This window comes from Burkholderia sp. BCC1977 (assembly GCF_905339595.1).
Taxonomy (GTDB): domain Bacteria; phylum Pseudomonadota; class Gammaproteobacteria; order Burkholderiales; family Burkholderiaceae; genus Burkholderia.
The window spans coordinates 1-825 of record NZ_CAJPGQ010000152.1 but is presented as its reverse complement, the minus strand read 5'-3'; the positions used below and the strand labels follow the sequence as shown (position 1 = coordinate 825).

Here is an 825-nt window from a genome sequence, read left to right as displayed (position 1 = left end):
CACCTCGCGACCGTACTTGGCCACCACGTGGTACAGGTCAAAGACGATTTCCGCCTGCGGGCAGTGCTCCTTGATCTCCAGCTCGTAGGCCGTGGTCATGTCGATCGCGACCGCTTCGATGTGCTCGGCCACGCCCTCGGGAAGCTGTTCGAAGAAGGCTCGCGCTGTTTCGCGTGAACGTCCGGGGCCGACCCAGAGCACTTGCCGGCCGATCGGATCGACTACCACCGTGGCGTAGCGATGGCCCTTATGCAGCGCGAACTCGTCCATCGCCAGATAGCGGATCGTCGACCAGTCCGGCTCGGCCACACGTGCTCGCAAGCGCATCTTGTCGATCGATTTGACCGTGTGCCAACCTAGATCGTAGAAAGCCGCCACCGCCTGCACGCTGGCCGCTTGCAGCAACTTCTCGCAGGCCTTCGCGAATCGCTCCGTCACTCGCTGGTAGCGGCCCAGCCACGCCAGCCTCTCCAGTCGCGGGCCACCGCAGTGTTCGCACCAGACCCGGCGGCGGGGAACGTGCAGCACCACCCGGTATTCGAACAGCGGCAGATCGCGCACTCGACGAACCGTCGTCTCATGGATTTGCTGGCAGCGTGCACCGCATTGCTCGCAGTACATGACCTTGCTGACCGGCTTCAGATACAGCGAGAGCGTGCGCTCCTCTCCTTGCGGCCATTCCACCCGTTCCAACCGATAGCCGGTCCAGCAGCCCAGTGCTTGAAGTGCCTTTCGATCGAGCAATTGCTTCCTCCGACATCCTTAGAATCAGGTGTCAGATTATGCAATCGCTCGAAAACCCTCCACGGTTTCCTGCGATGAACC

General features: G+C 61.9%; 1 protein-coding gene. It reads right to left on the bottom strand.

Translation table 11 applies throughout. The features are described from left to right. Positions 1-744: ISL3 family transposase (locus U5771_RS35210; protein WP_322028187.1), on the bottom strand; the 744-nt coding region annotated here is incomplete at its 3' end. Between the last annotated feature and the right edge of the window lie 81 nt (positions 745-825).